The 13,706-nt window shown below is 32.2% G+C and carries 15 protein-coding genes; 1 reads left to right on the top strand and 14 read right to left on the bottom strand.

Annotation, left to right across the window (positions count from 1 at the left end; genetic code table 11):
• Nucleotides 1-275 precede the first annotated feature (275 nt).
• The 11 genes from BLW23_RS09205 to BLW23_RS09155 form a co-directional block, all read right to left on the bottom strand.
• A complete protein-coding gene (locus BLW23_RS09205; RefSeq protein ID WP_093669064.1) occupies nucleotides 276-863 on the bottom strand; it encodes a Crp/Fnr family transcriptional regulator in 588 nt (195 codons plus the stop codon).
• A gap of 26 nt (nucleotides 864-889) precedes the next feature.
• Entirely contained in the window at nucleotides 890-2,206 is a 1,317-nt protein-coding gene (gene rimO, locus BLW23_RS09200) for a 30S ribosomal protein S12 methylthiotransferase RimO (RefSeq protein ID WP_093669062.1), read from the bottom strand.
• 147 nt (nucleotides 2,207-2,353) lie between these two features.
• Nucleotides 2,354-4,009, bottom strand: a complete 1,656-nt coding sequence (locus BLW23_RS09195; protein ID WP_093669060.1) for an amidase family protein — start codon at nucleotides 4,007-4,009, stop codon at nucleotides 2,354-2,356.
• Nucleotides 4,010-4,314: 305 nt separating this feature from the next.
• Entirely contained in the window at nucleotides 4,315-5,268 is a 954-nt protein-coding gene (gene ftsY / locus BLW23_RS09190; RefSeq protein WP_093669058.1) for a signal recognition particle-docking protein FtsY, read from the bottom strand.
• A gap of 200 nt (nucleotides 5,269-5,468) precedes the next feature.
• Entirely contained in the window at nucleotides 5,469-5,621 is a 153-nt protein-coding gene (locus BLW23_RS09185) for a DUF4295 domain-containing protein (protein WP_093669056.1), read from the bottom strand.
• Between the two features lie 27 nt (nucleotides 5,622-5,648).
• The gene (gene rpmG / locus BLW23_RS09180; protein ID WP_093669054.1) at nucleotides 5,649-5,831 is read right to left on the bottom strand and encodes a 50S ribosomal protein L33; all 183 of its coding nucleotides are present in this window, start codon (nucleotides 5,829-5,831) and stop codon (nucleotides 5,649-5,651) included.
• Nucleotides 5,832-5,859: 28 nt separating this feature from the next.
• A complete protein-coding gene (rpmB, locus tag BLW23_RS09175) occupies nucleotides 5,860-6,099 on the bottom strand; it encodes a 50S ribosomal protein L28 (RefSeq protein WP_093669052.1) in 240 nt (79 codons plus the stop codon).
• Between the two features lie 82 nt (nucleotides 6,100-6,181).
• A complete protein-coding gene (locus BLW23_RS09170) occupies nucleotides 6,182-7,429 on the bottom strand; it encodes a competence/damage-inducible protein A (protein WP_093669050.1) in 1,248 nt (415 codons plus the stop codon).
• Between the two features lie 4 nt (nucleotides 7,430-7,433).
• Complete coding sequence (locus BLW23_RS09165) at nucleotides 7,434-7,757, bottom strand: hypothetical protein (RefSeq protein WP_093669048.1); 324 nt, start codon at nucleotides 7,755-7,757, stop codon at nucleotides 7,434-7,436.
• Nucleotides 7,758-7,760: 3 nt separating this feature from the next.
• Complete coding sequence (locus tag BLW23_RS09160) at nucleotides 7,761-8,369, bottom strand: fumarylacetoacetate hydrolase family protein (protein ID WP_093669046.1); 609 nt, start codon at nucleotides 8,367-8,369, stop codon at nucleotides 7,761-7,763.
• Nucleotides 8,370-8,478: 109 nt separating this feature from the next.
• A complete protein-coding gene (locus BLW23_RS09155; RefSeq protein WP_093669044.1) occupies nucleotides 8,479-9,318 on the bottom strand; it encodes a 1,4-dihydroxy-2-naphthoyl-CoA synthase in 840 nt (279 codons plus the stop codon).
• Nucleotides 9,319-9,407: 89 nt separating this feature from the next.
• On the opposite strand from BLW23_RS09155, the gene BLW23_RS09150 reads away from it, so the two are divergent.
• Nucleotides 9,408-10,667 (top strand): alpha/beta hydrolase, encoded by a 1,260-nt coding sequence (locus BLW23_RS09150; protein WP_093669042.1) that lies wholly within the window; start codon nucleotides 9,408-9,410, stop codon nucleotides 10,665-10,667.
• Between the two features lie 181 nt (nucleotides 10,668-10,848).
• Here the strand turns inward: BLW23_RS09150 and BLW23_RS09145 are convergent, their stop codons facing one another.
• The 3 genes from BLW23_RS09145 to fsa all read right to left on the bottom strand — a co-directional run bounded on the left by BLW23_RS09145 (nucleotide 10,849) and on the right by fsa (nucleotide 13,687).
• Entirely contained in the window at nucleotides 10,849-11,259 is a 411-nt protein-coding gene (locus BLW23_RS09145; protein ID WP_093669040.1) for a S1 RNA-binding domain-containing protein, read from the bottom strand.
• Entirely contained in the window at nucleotides 11,259-12,917 is a 1,659-nt protein-coding gene (menD, locus tag BLW23_RS09140; RefSeq protein WP_093669038.1) for a 2-succinyl-5-enolpyruvyl-6-hydroxy-3-cyclohexene-1-carboxylic-acid synthase, read from the bottom strand. The genes BLW23_RS09145 and menD overlap by 1 nt, the downstream gene beginning before the upstream one ends.
• 116 nt (nucleotides 12,918-13,033) lie before the next feature.
• The gene (gene fsa, locus BLW23_RS09135; RefSeq protein WP_093669036.1) at nucleotides 13,034-13,687 is read right to left on the bottom strand and encodes a fructose-6-phosphate aldolase; all 654 of its coding nucleotides are present in this window, start codon (nucleotides 13,685-13,687) and stop codon (nucleotides 13,034-13,036) included.
• Nucleotides 13,688-13,706 lie beyond the last annotated feature (19 nt).

Raw genomic sequence — 13,706 nt, 5'->3', positions numbered from 1 at the left:
TTATTATTTCGATACAAATATTGGTTTAAATAGCTTTGTTGAAATTACCAAATGATAATTAGCATTTCAAACTATGTTAAGAGTTTATTAAAATAACACTAGTTACAATTTGAAAATTACTGTAAAAGAAAACAATGGTTTTTCTCTTTATTCGATTTTAAAAACAAAGCCTAACCTTAGCTACTTATTTCTTTTTCAAAAGAAGAAGCATAGGCTAAAAAAGTGTTTTATCACGATGATTTCAATTAGTAGACGACATAAAATCGCGACATCTGTTAGTTTTTTGCTGATGTCTTATCTGTACTAATTTCTTTTCTAATTCGACTTAGGGATTGGGGCGTAATTCCAAGAAATACGGATAAATCTTTTAAAGGTACTCGGAAAATTAAATCTGACCTATTTAACAAATCTAAATACCGCTCTTTAGCTGTTAAAGATTGAAAATTATGAATTCCATATAATACGCTTGTAAAGGCATCCTCCCAAATTAATCGTCCAAATTTCTGCCACTTTGGGAGTTTATCATATAAATGCTCCATATCTTCATAAGATATTGTAAACACTTCTGTTTCTTCAATAGTTTTTATAAAAGAAGTGGAACGTTGTTTACTTTTAATTTTGGTTATGTCGGCTATAAATTCATTTTCGAAAGCAAAGTATCGTGTATATTGAATATCGTCCACAATATCATAAATCATTACACCTCCTGAAGCTATAAAATAATAATGTGTTACTACTTGTTCTTTTTTAATCAAGAATTTATTTTTGGAAAAAACCTTTCTTTCAAAAAAAGGTAAAATCTCATTCAACTCATCCTGATCTAAAGAAATATATTTATTAATATAGGTAGTTAGTTTATCCATTAAAGGTTTCACTTCAAAAAATACAATTACTGATTTACTGGCTTTCCATATAAATCGAAATCACCAGCCTCGAATATCTCAATATCTATAAACTCGCCAAGTTTAACATAATGATCTTTCGCATTTACAATTACATCGTTATCTACATCAGGTGAATCAAACTCTGTTCTACCATAATAATATTCACCATCCTTTCTATCGAAAAGACAACGATATGTATTCCCAATTTTTTGCTGATTTAATTCCCATGAAATTTGTGATTGAACTTCCATAATTTCGTTTACTCTTCGGAATTTAACATCATCAGGAACATTATCCTCTAAGTCATAAGCTCCAGTATTTTCTTCATGTGAATACTCAAACGCCCCTAACCTTTCAAAACGCATTTCTTCTACCCAATCTTTTAACTCTTGGAATTGTTCTTCAGTTTCTCCTGGATAACCAACAATTAAAGTTGTTCTGATTGCCATATTTGGAACATACTCCCTGAACTTTCTGATTAAATCAGTAGTTTTCTCGTGAGTCGTTCCTCGCTTCATAGATTTTAGTATCTCGGTATTTATATGCTGAAGAGGAATATCAAGGTAGTTACATACTTTCGGTTCATTTCTCATAACTTCAAGTACATCTATTGGAAACCCAGTTGGAAATGCATAATGCAAACGAATCCATTCTATTCCTTCCACTTTCACCAATTCTCTCAATAAATCAGCCAATGCTCTTTTTTTATAAATATCTAACCCATAATACGTTAAATCTTGAGCAATTAGCATAATTTCTTTAATCCCATTAGCCGCCAATTTTTGAGCCTCAATTACTAAATTCTCTATAGGAGTGGATTTATGTTTTCCTCTCATTAAAGGAATAGCGCAAAAAGAGCAAGGTCTATCGCATCCTTCAGCTATTTTTAAATAAGCATAATGTTTAGGAGTTGTCGTTAATCGCTCTCCAATTAATTCATGTTTATAGTTTGCCTCTAAAACTTTTAGTAGATTCGGTAAATCGTGTGTTCCAAAATATTGATCTACGTTCGTTATCTCTTTTTCTAAATCTGGCTTATAGCGTTCACTTAAACAACCTGTTACAAAAACCTGATCAACCTCGCCAGCCTCTTTTTTCTGAGCATAATGTAATATAGTATCAACACTCTCCTCTTTTGCCTTGCCAATAAACCCACAAGTATTAATTACTACGATGTTTCCTTCATCATTTTCATCCTCATGAACAACGTTTTTACCATTGGCTTTTAATTGTCCCATTAAAACCTCACTGTCATATACATTCTTAGAACAGCCTAAGGTAACAACATTAATCTTGTTTTGCTTTATTGTTTTTGTGCGCATCTTAAAAAAATTCGATTGGCAAAAATAAAGCTTTTTTAATTGTGATCCCCTATATAGACTCTCAAATAATAAGCGTTTTATAAAGAATAATAATTTTTATAGTCTATAATTTAATGGTACGCAAACTTTAGATTTTTAAAACACTTCTTATTGATAATTCTTAGGTGTTCTTCTAGCTTTAATTAATTTCTCAAAGGCATATGCAAACTCCAACAACTTCTTTTCCGACAAAGGCTTTCCTACAAAAGTTAACCCAGTTGGCTCTCCAGAGTTTTTATACCCCATAGGAACTGTTATAGTTGGGTAATGAGCTACTGCGGCAACAGCAGAATGATAATTATCGATAGACAAAATAACATCTACCATACTATTATCTAAAGCTTTTAAAAAATTTTCACCTTCCCTTTTTAATCCTTTTTTTAATTCTGCTAACTTTTCAACAGAAGTCGTATCTCTAGCAATATTCTCGAATAATTCTTGTCCATAAGGAGCTCTTTTTACACTATCCTTTGTATTAAAATCAACCACTTCTTTTACCGATTTTACAGTTATTGAATCACTAGTATATGATTTCAAATACTTAGGTAAATCATGTTTCATTTCAGTAGTTAATAAATTTAGAAAACCATTATAATCCATTTCTTCAGGTGTTAAGTAAACTAAATTTCCCCCTTCCTTTTCAATATCTTCAACAGTTTTTTTATAAATAGGATCCTCAAGTAAGGCCTTAAGAACTCCTATATTCTTGTTTTTAAAATAAGAAGAATCCCAAGTATAATTGAAATAATCCATGGGCAATTTATTTATTATCTCAGTAGACGAATCTTTATCATCTTTATGAACCATAGCCTTAAATAATATGGCGTTATCTATTACATTTTTTGTCATGGGACCGGGTGTATCTAAATAACCAGAAATGGGAACAATTCCTGATCTACTTAATACTCCAGTAGTAGGTTTTAAACCAACAAGTGAATTCTTACTGGAAGGTGAAGTTATCGATCCTGCTGTCTCAGTTCCAATTGCGGCTACGGCGTAATTAGACGCTATGGCAACTCCACTTCCTGAGCTAGATCCTCCTGTTTCAAATATTTTACGTCCGTATGGATTTAATGTTTGACCTCCAATAGCACTATAGCCTAAAGGGCATCCATTACAGAAAAAATACGCCCATTCACTTAAATTAGCTTTACCCAAAATTAAAGCACCAGATTCTTTCAATCTTTCAACAATATGAGCATCTTCCGAAGGAAGGTTATTTTTCAATACAGCAGCCCCAGCTGTTGTAAACATATTTTTGGTATTTATGTTATCTTTTAAAAGAATAGGCATTCCATATAAAGAAAATTCGGTAAACTCATGCTCTTTAGATTCATCCATTTGCCTGGCTTCATTCAATACGTTCGGATTTAAACTAATAATGGCATTTAGATGTTTTGTACTGTCACTCTCAAACTTTAAAATTCTATATAAATAGAATAATGTCAATTTTTCATAGGTTAATAAGCCCTTCTTGATGTTATTCTGTATCGATGGAATATCCTGCTCCAATATCAAAGTTTTCAAGGAACCATATTCTTCATCAGAAAATTCAATTAAATCTTCCCGGAATGGTTCAAACTCCTTATTCAAATCGAGATACTTGGATTGCAACAGCTTAAACTTCATTCTTGGATTCTCATGATCTTGTTGATTTAATATTTCAGAATCTTCGATATACTTTTTAAAATAACTAGTTTTTTGAACTTTTTTCTTACAGCCTATTATAAAGACAACAGCTAATAAATAATATATTTTTTTCATTTAGAAAACATTTTGATTAGTTTACCCCACAGTGCTCAGTACAAAGTTTATTTCAAATGGAACATACTTCAGAATATTATAAGACTAGTATCTTCGCTTTCCCCGTAGAAGTGCCCTTCAGGAAGCAAGAAAGTATTTAGCTTAATTGCGCTTTCAATACTCATAGCGAAGTCCCAATCAATACTATGGATTTCAAACCAAAGCTAACACAAAGTATCTTATTTACAAATATTTATATTAAATCATATCCATAAAAAAAACCTCTCTAAAAAGAAAGGTTCTCAATGCTATAAAATTTGTGTTTTTTATTTAAAAAAACTATCTATAAATTCGAATTTATTAAACACTTGTAAATCATCAATTCCTTCTCCAACTCCTATATACTTCACTGGAATTTGAAACTGATCTGAAATACCTATAACAACTCCTCCTTTAGCCGTTCCATCTAATTTTGTCACTGCTAAAGATGTTACTTCTGTTGCTTTTGTAAATTGCTTCGCTTGTTCAAAAGCATTTTGTCCAGTTGAACCATCTAAAACCAATAACACATCATGCGGTGAATCGGGTACTACCTTTTGCATTACTCGCTTGATTTTTGATAACTCGTTCATCAAATTTACTTTATTATGTAAACGACCTGCCGTATCAATAATAATAACATCAGCATCTTGGTTCATCCCTGATTTTACCGTGTCATATGCCACTGACGCTGGATCAGACCCCATTTCTTGACGAATTATTGGAACATCTGTTCTATCTGCCCATACTTGCAATTGATCAATGGCAGCAGCCCTAAAAGTATCGGCAGCTCCAAGAACCACTTTCAATCCTTTCTTTTTAAACTGAGAAGCTAATTTTCCAATTGTAGTTGTTTTTCCCACACCGTTTACACCAACAACCATTAAAACATAAGGTTTGGTGTTTTTAGGTACGTTAAAATCAGAATCATCTCCAGAATTTGTTTCTGAGAGTAAAGCTGCAATTTCTTCTCTTAATATTTGATTAAGCTCTTCAGTACCTAAATATTTATCACGAGAGACTCTTTCTTCAATTCTTTCAATAATTTTTAATGTGGTATCCACTCCAACATCTGAAGAGACTAAAACTTCCTCTAAATTATCTAATACATCATCATCTACTTTCGATTTTCCTGCAACAGCCTTCGATAGTTTCGAAAAAAAGCTGGATTTAGTTTTTTCTAAGCCTTTATCTAATGTTTCTTTTTTCTCTTTGGAGAATATTTTCTTAAAAAAACTCATGGTTAAATTTTATAATCACTCAAGTAATGGTAAAAACCATACCAAATTCACTTTAGAGTCATATTGTCATTAATTCGAAATACTTCACATTAAAAAAATTACATAAAGTGAGCTATCGAATTCAAAAATACTCATTTTTTTATACAAAAAAAGCTACTTTCAATATTGAAAGTAGCTTTTTTTAAAACTGTATACAAGAATTACTTTTTCGCTAAAAAGCCGTTTACTTGTGTAGGATCCATAATTGCTTCAACAAAAGTATAAGCTCCACTCTTTGGAGATTTTACCATTTTGATTGCTTTAGTTAATCTTTTAGAACCTGTTTGTAACGTTGCTACTGATTTCTTTGCCATTTTATATAAAATTTATGCCGTAGCTAATTATTTAATTTCTTTATGAACTGTCATTCTCTTTAAGACTGAATTAAATTTCTTTAATTCCATTCTGTCTGGAGTATTTTTCTTGTTTTTCGTAGTGATATAACGTGAAGTTCCAGGTTGTCCTGTAGCTTTGTGCTCAGTACATTCTAATATAACCTGAACTCTGTTTCCTTTTTTTGCCATCTCTATAAAATTTTTATCTGGAAAGGAATTACTTCGTTAAGAAACCTTTTTCTCTAGCTTCTTTAAGAACAGCAGAGATTCCTTTTTTATTAATATTTTTTAATGCAGAAGCTGATACTTTCAATGTAATCCACTTATCTTCTTCTGGAATATAAAAACGCTTAGTCATTAAATTAGCGTTAAACTTTCTTTTAGTTCTATTTAAGGCATGCGATACGTTGTTACCCACCATCGCTTTTTTTCCTGTTAATTCACAAACTCTAGACATCTTCTTGACAGTTTTATAGTGTTATTTCTAAACGAGGTGCAAATATACGAGTTTTTGACAGAATTAAACAAAATATTCTGTATTAATTTTTTAGAATCTTTTTTTGCAATAATTCTAAAGCCTTTGTGACCGTTCTATTTATCACCTTTTCTCTAGGTTGTCCAAAATTAAACTCCTGAACATCAACCTCATCACCATACGCTAGTGCAATATACACGATTCCAACGCTTTTATCATTATTATCTTGTGTTGGCCCTGCATTTCCTGTAACAGCAATTGCATAATCAGTTTTTAAATTCCTGATTGTACCTTGAACCATCTCTTTGGCTACCTCTGCACTCACAACACTATATGCATTTATAGTGTCCTCAGAAACTCCTAATAACTCTTGTTTTAACTCAGCGGTATAGGTTACAAAACTTCCTTTGTAATACGAGGACGATCCTGGAACAGAAACCATAGTAGAGGCTATTTTCCCTCCTGTTAAGCTTTCTGCTGTACTGATAGTTTCTCCTTTGCTTTTCAATAATTCTCCCACCTGCTTTTCAAGAGAAGAATCATCATCAATTCCAGCTATAATATCAAAAATCAATTCTTGTAATTGACTTACCTGAGTAGCCAAGGCTTCTTCTAATTGACTTCTATCGGGGCCCTTTCCAGAAAGTCTCAATCTGACTCTTCCAAAAGAAGGCAAATACGCCAATTTAATACATGAAGGTAAATTGTTTTCCCAGTCTTCAATTCTTTCTGCTATAATACTCTCCCCTGTTCCATAAGTCATAATTGTCTTGTGGATAATATGTGGGAGCTCAAATTTCTCTTGAAGTTTTGGCAGCACTTCCTCTTTCATAAGACCTTTCATTTCATAAGGAACACCAGGCATAGAAATAAAAACAGTATTATTTTCTTCAAACCACATTCCTGGAGCCGTCCCAAAACTATTCATTAACAACGTTGCCTTAGATGGTAATTGTGCTTGATACCTTTGAACTTCGTTAAAAGGGTGATTCACTTTTTGAAACAATTTCTTTATATGCTCAACTACTTGAGGGTATTCAACAAGTTCATTGTCATTAAAGTAATGAGCAATCGTTTTCTTTGTAATATCATCTTTTGTTGGACCTAAACCACCAGTCACAACAACGATATCGGCTCTATCCTCAGCCTCTTTTAAAGCGTCTAAAATATGATTTCGTTCATCCTGAATAGAAGATATCTGATGTACAGAAACTCCAATTTTATTTAACTCTTGACCAATCCATTGAGAATTAGTATCTACTATTTGACCGATTAGGATTTCATCTCCTATCGTAATAATTTCTGCTTTCATTAATTTATGAGTTTCCTATTTGGTCGATAAGTTTGCCTTTATCTGGAGTTTCTTTTTTCCATTTTCTTTCCAAGAAAACATAAAACAAGTAACAACTTAAAACACCCACAGGTATCGTTATTAAGGTTAATACTAAATTGCTTGCGTTTTCTAAGAAATCTGATTCAAAAATCAACAATATACCACCTAGTACTAATCCCAGAATAAAAGCGCCAACATAATAACTCAACGCTCCTGCTATAGCATAGCTCCATTTGCTTTTGTTATAGCTGGCCGCTAATTCGTAAAATTTTTGACCAACTACAAAAATTAATATTAGTACGAGCATTGTCTATTTTATCTTAATCTGAAAAGCTTCTTTGTTTTCAATTATTCCTGTAAGAATATCATTTTCTTCAACTCTACCAACTCCAGCTGGAGTTCCTGTAAAAATGACATCTCCCTTTTTTAGAGTAAAATACTGCGATACATAGCCAATTAATTCGTCTACTTTCCATAACATCGACTGGGTATTGCCATCTTGTACCAATTGATCGTTTTTCTTTAGTTGAAAAGAAATATTATTAACATCAAACTCTTCTTTAGCGAAGAATTGGCCTATTATCGCACTTCCGTCAAAAGCTTTCGCTTTTTCCCAAGGCAATCCTTTTTCTTTGCACTCCGTTTGTACATCACGAGCCGTAAAATCGATCCCCAACCCAACTTCATCATAATATTTATGAGCAAACTTAGGAGAAATATGTTTTCCTACTTTGTTGATTTTTACCAAAACTTCCACTTCATAATGAATATCATTAGAAAACGATGGTATAAAAAAGGGCATTTTCTTTGGTAAAATAGCCGAATCAGGTTTTAAAAATACAACTGGACTCTCAGGCTTCTCATTAGCCAACTCTTCAATATGCTTGGCATAATTTCGCCCAATACAAATTATTTTCACACTCTATTTAAATTATTAATTCTAAAAGATTCTTTTTAGTAATCGGCTTCAAGGAATTTTTATTTGATAACATAAAACTCGAAGCTACAAATTCATAACCGACCGACTGCTATGGAATCCACTTTTTCTCAAAATTTGGTTTACGTTTTTCTAAAAACGCATCTCTTCCTTCTTTTGCTTCATCAGTCATATATGCTAATCTGGTAGCTTCTCCTGCAAAAACCTGCTGTCCAACCATTCCGTCATCCGTTAAATTCATTGCAAACTTTAACATTTTTATTGACGTTGGAGATTTTTCTAGTATTTCTTGAGCCCATTCATAAGCGGTAGACTCTAACTCATTATGAGGAATTACTGCGTTTACCATTCCCATTTCATAAGCTTCTTGTGCCGAATAATTTCTTCCTAAAAAGAAAATCTCACGAGCTTTTTTTTGTCCAACCATTTTAGCTAAATAAGCAGAACCATAACCAGCATCAAATGAAGTAACATCAGCATCCGTTTGCTTAAAAATAGCATGCTCTTTACTTGCTAAAGTTAAATCACAAACCACATGCAAGCTATGCCCTCCTCCTACTGCCCATCCAGGGACAACGCAAATTACTGCTTTAGGTATAAAACGTATTAAACGTTGAACTTCTAAAATATTTAGTCTATGATATCCATCTTCTCCAACATATCCTTGATGACCTCTTGCTTTTTGATCTCCTCCTGAACAAAAACTCCATATTCCATCTTTAGTTGAAGGCCCTTCTGCGGAAAGTAACACAACCCCTATAGACGTATCTTCATGTGCATCTTTAAAAGCATCTAACAATTCACTTGTTGTTTTTGGTCTAAAAGCATTTCTAACATTTGGTCTATTAAATGCAATTCTTGCTACTCCATTAGATTTCCTGTAGGTAATATCGTCGTATTCCTTCGAAGTTTTCCACTCGGGTTGTATCATAATTTTATACTATTGTCGTTATATAAGAAGCAAAAATAACATATTAACTTTATTTTCTTTTTATATTTGACCGTTATAAATTATTCCCTATGAGACATCTATCAATTTTCCTTGTATTTTGTTTATCATTATCAGCTTTTTCTCAAAAAATCATCACAAAATCCATTGATTCTAAAGAGTTAAAGAAAAACAGAAACATTAAGGTATACCTACCTAAAAATTATGATAAAGATTTAAACACGAACTATCCAGTTGCCATTGTTTTAGGAGATGAATATTTATTTGACTTATGTGTTGGTAACGCGAAGCTTTTTGCCAATGCTGACAAAGCTCCTAAGCAAATTGTTGTTGGAATTGATATGAAATCGACCTTTGTAAAGGACATCTCAATTGTTCCTGCCACTAATTTGTTAACTACAAATGGAATTCATTTTTATAATTTTATTAAACATGAGTTAATACCTTACTTAGAAGGAAGTTTTAAAACTTCTCCTTTTATGACCATTATTGGTGAAGGAAAAGGAGCCAATTTTGCCACTCACTTCTTAAAGGAGCCTGAGCCTGTTTTTAACGCTTATATTTGTGCTACTCCTGAATTTGCGAATTACTCTCCTGAAATTATAAAGTCGTACTCTCTTAAAAGGTTGGAAACTATTGACAATACTTATTTTATTTATGCCAGTAACACTAAGGAACAAACTACAAGTGATTTATTCGGTAGATTTAGTGAAATAGGAACCTATTTAACTTCGTTTGAGGCTGAAAATTTAAATTTTACTTTTGACAAGTTTGAAAATTCACCTGGTTTTTTATCAACCATTGCTGAAACTATCCCTAGAGCAATGACACAAATTTTCGCTCTTTATTCTAAAATTTCGAAATCTGAGTTTGAAAAAAACATTAAGGAATTAGAGCCTTTAGAAGCAATTAAATACCTTGAAAATAAATATCTTGACATACAATACCTTTATGGTTCTAATTTAAATGTTCGTTTGGATGATGTTTATGCAATTGAAGGAATTGTCATGGACAAACAAGACGGGGATTACCTTAGAGTTCTAGGTGATTTTGTATCTATTAAATATCCAGACCTCCATTTAGGAGATTATTATGTTGGAAAATATTATGAGCTAGGTAAAGATTATGAAAAAGCCGATTTTTACTATAAAGCGGCCTATGGTAAAATGAACCTTTCCGACCCTAACACCAATGCTTTTTATGAGAATATTAAACGTGTAAACGACTTATTAGAAAATCAAAAATTAGAAGAAGACACCCCGATTGAAGAAGAGGAGCAAGAAGAAGAAGAAGAACAAGAGGAGGAAAACGATGATAATGAAGACAACTAATTTTTTATAACTTCTCAAGAAAATATATAATACCAAGCCTCCTGATTAATTTCAGGAGGTTTTTTAATTTCTTTCATGACCTCATTTCGGGCTTCTTTTATAAGAACATCCTAAAAATTGCAACTAAAAAGCCTCTATCATTTTTGATAGAGGCCTCTTGTCTTTTCAGAAAATAAAATTCCTATTTTAATTCAATCCTATCTTCTTTAAGCTCTATTAACTCTTGTTTATACAAACTTCCAATAGCCCTTTTAAAAGCTTTTTTACTCATTTGTAAATGAAATTTTATAGACTCAGGTGAACTCTTGTCTGTTAACATTAACGTTCCTTTTTCCTTAAGTTTATTATAAACTATCTCAACGTCTTTATCAATTACATTTTTAAAACCTTGAGGTTGCAACGACACATCAATCCTTTCATCTTCTCTTATTTTTTTAATGTATCCCTTTATCTCCACTCCCTCTTCTAGCTCAGTGAACACTTCATTCTTATAAAGTAACCCTTCATATTCCTCATTAATTAAAACGGTAAACCCTAAATTCGTTTGTACCCCAATAACTAAATCTACCTTATCTCCTACTTTTAAATCCATTATAAATTTTTAAAATATTCCTTTAAAATTACATCATTTATATCTGAAGGTGTGAAAACTTCAAGAATTTTAGGCTGATCCGATTCTTTATAAAAATCAGTTAAGCCATGTTTTAACTCCTCCATGTTTTTAGCTGAACTATATCCAAACCCGTAGGTTTTTGCCAAATGCTCAGCAGTTAAATTATGGGGAGTTTCAAAATAATCCAAAGCATTTGTAGACTTTGGTCCTGGTATTATTTTAAAGATTCCTCCTCCAGAATTATTCAAAATAATTATCCTAAAACTTTTAGGAATATAAGAATTCCATAAAGCATTGCTGTCATAATAAAAGCTAATATCTCCAGTTACAAAAACCGTTTGCTCTTTAACTTCAATAGAAGCTCCTATAGCGGTGCTTGTACTCCCATCAATCCCACTTGTTCCTCTATTACAAAAAACTTTTAATGTGGGGTTTAAGTCAAACAATTGAGTATATCGAATAACAGAACTATTGCTCACCTGCAATTGACAATTATTTGGTATCGATGATAATATAGCCTCACTAGCCTTTAAATCTGAATACTCAACTTTTGCTAAAAATTCAGAGTGTTTTGTATTTCTTACCGATTTAATCTTTAACCAATCCTTCTGATAGCTACTTTTATTTTTCTCCTTATTAACTTTCTGATAAAGTTCTGTCAAAAACTTTTCTGGTTCAAGTGTAATATGCCCCGTTAAACAAAAATAAGTATTCATTGCCTTATGCTCACCAATATGCCAATGATGTTCGGGAGAATATTTGCGTAAAAACTGCTTTATTCTCTTTGAAACAACCATTCCTCCAAGAGTAATTAGGAGATCAGGTTTCAATGATTCAAAATTTGTTTCAGTAAAAGGGGTAATTACTTTATCGATTGCATTGATTATGTTCGGATGATAAATATTCGAAATTGTTTCAGTCAAAACAATCACCTTTTCATCGTTCAAATAATCTTTTAAGGAATTATTTATTTCTTCAGAAGGAAAATTTTCTCCAATTAAAATCATGATTTTTTTTGAAGCATTCCAAACATTAACAGCTCCATCATATTGTAAATTCAATAGCTCTTGATGCGCAGTTAATTCAGGAAAATCAAAATCAGAAATTGTATCCACAGTTTCATACAATGGCTCATCAAACGGAACATTAATATGCACGGGACCTCTTCCTTCTATAGCTTTTTTTATTGCCTCACTGGCAAGTTGAATGTTTTCATTTTTCTTTTCATCACCTTCCTTTAAGTTGGCTGAAAAAAGAATATGATTATTAAACACATATTCCTGTCTTATTGTTTGACCATCACCAATATCAATTAAGTGTTTTGGTCTGTCCGCCGAAATAATCACCAATGGAATTTTACTGTAAAATGCCTCAGCAATAGCAGGATGATAGTTAAGTAAGGCGGACCCCGATGTACATACTAAAGCAACCGGTTTTTTTGTTTGCTGTGCTATTCCCATTGCAAAAAAAGCAGCAGAACGTTCATCTACTATACTATATGCCTTTATTTTTGAATGATTTGAAAAACCAATCGTTAAAGGCGCATTTCTTGAACCAGGAGATATTACCACAGTACTGATCTCGTAATAATCACATGCTGCAATAACTAGTTGTGCTAATTCTTTTTTGGGATACATTGCTTATTTTCAGGAAAGGGTATTATTTAATAACGTTAATTTTAAACAGAAAAAGTCAGAAGTATCCAAGATAATCTTTTCAACTTACTGACTTTTTAATATGGTTTAAAAGGAAATTAATTTCCTTTTTTATAATCAGCTAAAAACTTTTCTAAACCGCTATCAGTTAATGGGTGCTTTAATAATCCAGAAATAGCACTTAGAGGTCCAGTCATAACATCAGCACCAATCTTAGCACAATCAATCACGTGCATCGTATGACGCACAGAAGCTGCTAAAATTTGAGTTTCGAACATATAATTATCATAAATATGACGAATTTCAGAGATTAAATTTAATCCATCTGTTGAAATATCATCTAAACGTCCAATAAAAGGAGATACATATGTTGCACCTGCTTTTGCAGCTAACAACGCCTGTCCTGCAGAAAACACTAAAGTTACATTTGTTTTAATTCCTTTATCAGAAAAATATTTACACGCTTTAATACCATCTGCTATCATTGGTAATTTAACAACAATCTGAGGGTTTAATGCAGCCAAAGCTTCTCCTTCCTTCACCATTCCTTCGAAATCAGTCGAAATAACCTCAGCAGAAACATCACCTTCAACAACTTCACAAATTGCTTTATAATGATTTATAATATTTTCTTCTCCTGTAATTCCTTCCTTTGCCATTAATGACGGATTGGTAGTAACTCCATCTAAAATACCTAAAGCCTGTGCTTCTTTAATTTGATCAAGATTAGCCGTGTCAATAAAAAATTTCATGTGTTTTTATTTATAATGT

Origin of the sequence: Tenacibaculum sp. MAR_2009_124, assembly GCF_900105455.1 — a bacterium.
Lineage (GTDB): Bacteria > Bacteroidota > Bacteroidia > Flavobacteriales > Flavobacteriaceae > Polaribacter.
This window is presented reverse-complemented; position numbering and strand designations above follow the sequence as displayed.

What these genes read in the sequence shown, in the direction of transcription:
- BLW23_RS09205 (WP_093669064.1), bottom strand. Translation starts at nt 863, where the DNA reads ATGGATAAACTAACTACCTATATTAATAAATATATTTCTTTAGATCAG.
- rimO (WP_093669062.1), bottom strand. Translation starts at nt 2,206, where the DNA reads ATGCGCACAAAAACAATAAAGCAAAACAAGATTAATGTTGTTACCTTA.
- BLW23_RS09195 (WP_093669060.1), bottom strand. Translation starts at nt 4,009, where the DNA reads ATGAAAAAAATATATTATTTATTAGCTGTTGTCTTTATAATAGGCTGT.
- ftsY (WP_093669058.1), bottom strand. Translation starts at nt 5,268, where the DNA reads ATGAGTTTTTTTAAGAAAATATTCTCCAAAGAGAAAAAAGAAACATTA.
- BLW23_RS09185 (WP_093669056.1), bottom strand. Translation starts at nt 5,621, where the DNA reads ATGGCAAAGAAATCAGTAGCAACGTTACAAACAGGTTCTAAAAGATTA.
- rpmG (WP_093669054.1), bottom strand. Translation starts at nt 5,831, where the DNA reads ATGGCAAAAAAAGGAAACAGAGTTCAGGTTATATTAGAATGTACTGAG.
- rpmB (WP_093669052.1), bottom strand. Translation starts at nt 6,099, where the DNA reads ATGTCTAGAGTTTGTGAATTAACAGGAAAAAAAGCGATGGTGGGTAAC.
- BLW23_RS09170 (WP_093669050.1), bottom strand. Translation starts at nt 7,429, where the DNA reads ATGAAAGCAGAAATTATTACGATAGGAGATGAAATCCTAATCGGTCAA.
- BLW23_RS09165 (WP_093669048.1), bottom strand. Translation starts at nt 7,757, where the DNA reads ATGCTCGTACTAATATTAATTTTTGTAGTTGGTCAAAAATTTTACGAA.
- BLW23_RS09155 (WP_093669044.1), bottom strand. Translation starts at nt 9,318, where the DNA reads ATGATACAACCCGAGTGGAAAACTTCGAAGGAATACGACGATATTACC.
- BLW23_RS09150 (WP_093669042.1), top strand. Translation starts at nt 9,408, where the DNA reads ATGAGACATCTATCAATTTTCCTTGTATTTTGTTTATCATTATCAGCT.
- BLW23_RS09145 (WP_093669040.1), bottom strand. Translation starts at nt 11,259, where the DNA reads ATGGATTTAAAAGTAGGAGATAAGGTAGATTTAGTTATTGGGGTACAA.
- menD (WP_093669038.1), bottom strand. Translation starts at nt 12,917, where the DNA reads ATGTATCCCAAAAAAGAATTAGCACAACTAGTTATTGCAGCATGTGAT.
- fsa (WP_093669036.1), bottom strand. Translation starts at nt 13,687, where the DNA reads ATGAAATTTTTTATTGACACGGCTAATCTTGATCAAATTAAAGAAGCA.